At 54.1% G+C, this 676-nt stretch carries 1 CRISPR repeat array.

Annotation, left to right across the window (positions count from 1 at the left end):
- Window position 1: 1 nt before the first annotated feature.
- Window positions 2–676: direct repeats of the CRISPR family, unit length 23 nt; unit sequence TTCCTTTTCGGAGGGACTTTCAT.

Raw genomic sequence — 676 nt, 5'->3', positions numbered from 1 at the left:
CTTCCTTTTCGGAGGGACTTTCATTGAGGGAAAAATGGCCCCGCGACGTTGGAGCGTCCGGGACCGTATTTCCCTTCCTTTTCGGAGGGACTTTCATTGAGGGTCCCACGGGTGGAGAGGCAACCCACCCGGTGCGGGATTTCCCTTCCTTTTCGGAGGGACTTTCATTGAGGGCCCGTTAGATGGGTGCTCTTTTCGCGACTGAACGCAATTTCCCTTCCTTTTCGGAGGGACTTTCATTGAGGGTTTCGCGACAAAAACTAAGGCGCTTTCTTATCGCGAAATTTCCCTTCCTTTTCGGAGGGACTTTCATTGAGGGTTGTTCGGTGACGGTGTTGCCGACCAGTTCACGGATTTCCCTTCCTTTTTGGAGGGACTTTCATTGAGGGACGTCAAGACCGACCCCATGCCTATCAGTGCGAACGCGGATTTCCCTTCCTTTTCGGAGGGACTTTCATTGAGGGTCATCTGACGCGCGAAGGAAAGGCTGCGGGGCTGTGATTTCCCTTCCTTTTCGGAGGGACTTTCATTGAGGGTCTGAGCCGTCAAGCCCAGCTCACGGCGCAAACGGTGATTTCCCTTCCTTTTCGGAGGGACTTTCATTGAGGGCGCGCGCTACCCACCACACGGGGGTGCTGCGCTTCTTATTTCCCTTCCTTTTCGGAGGGACTTTCAT

It is taken from the genome of Rothia sp. HMSC066G02, assembly GCF_001813145.1.
GTDB lineage: Bacteria > Actinomycetota > Actinomycetes > Actinomycetales > Micrococcaceae > Rothia.
This window is presented reverse-complemented; position numbering and strand designations above follow the sequence as displayed.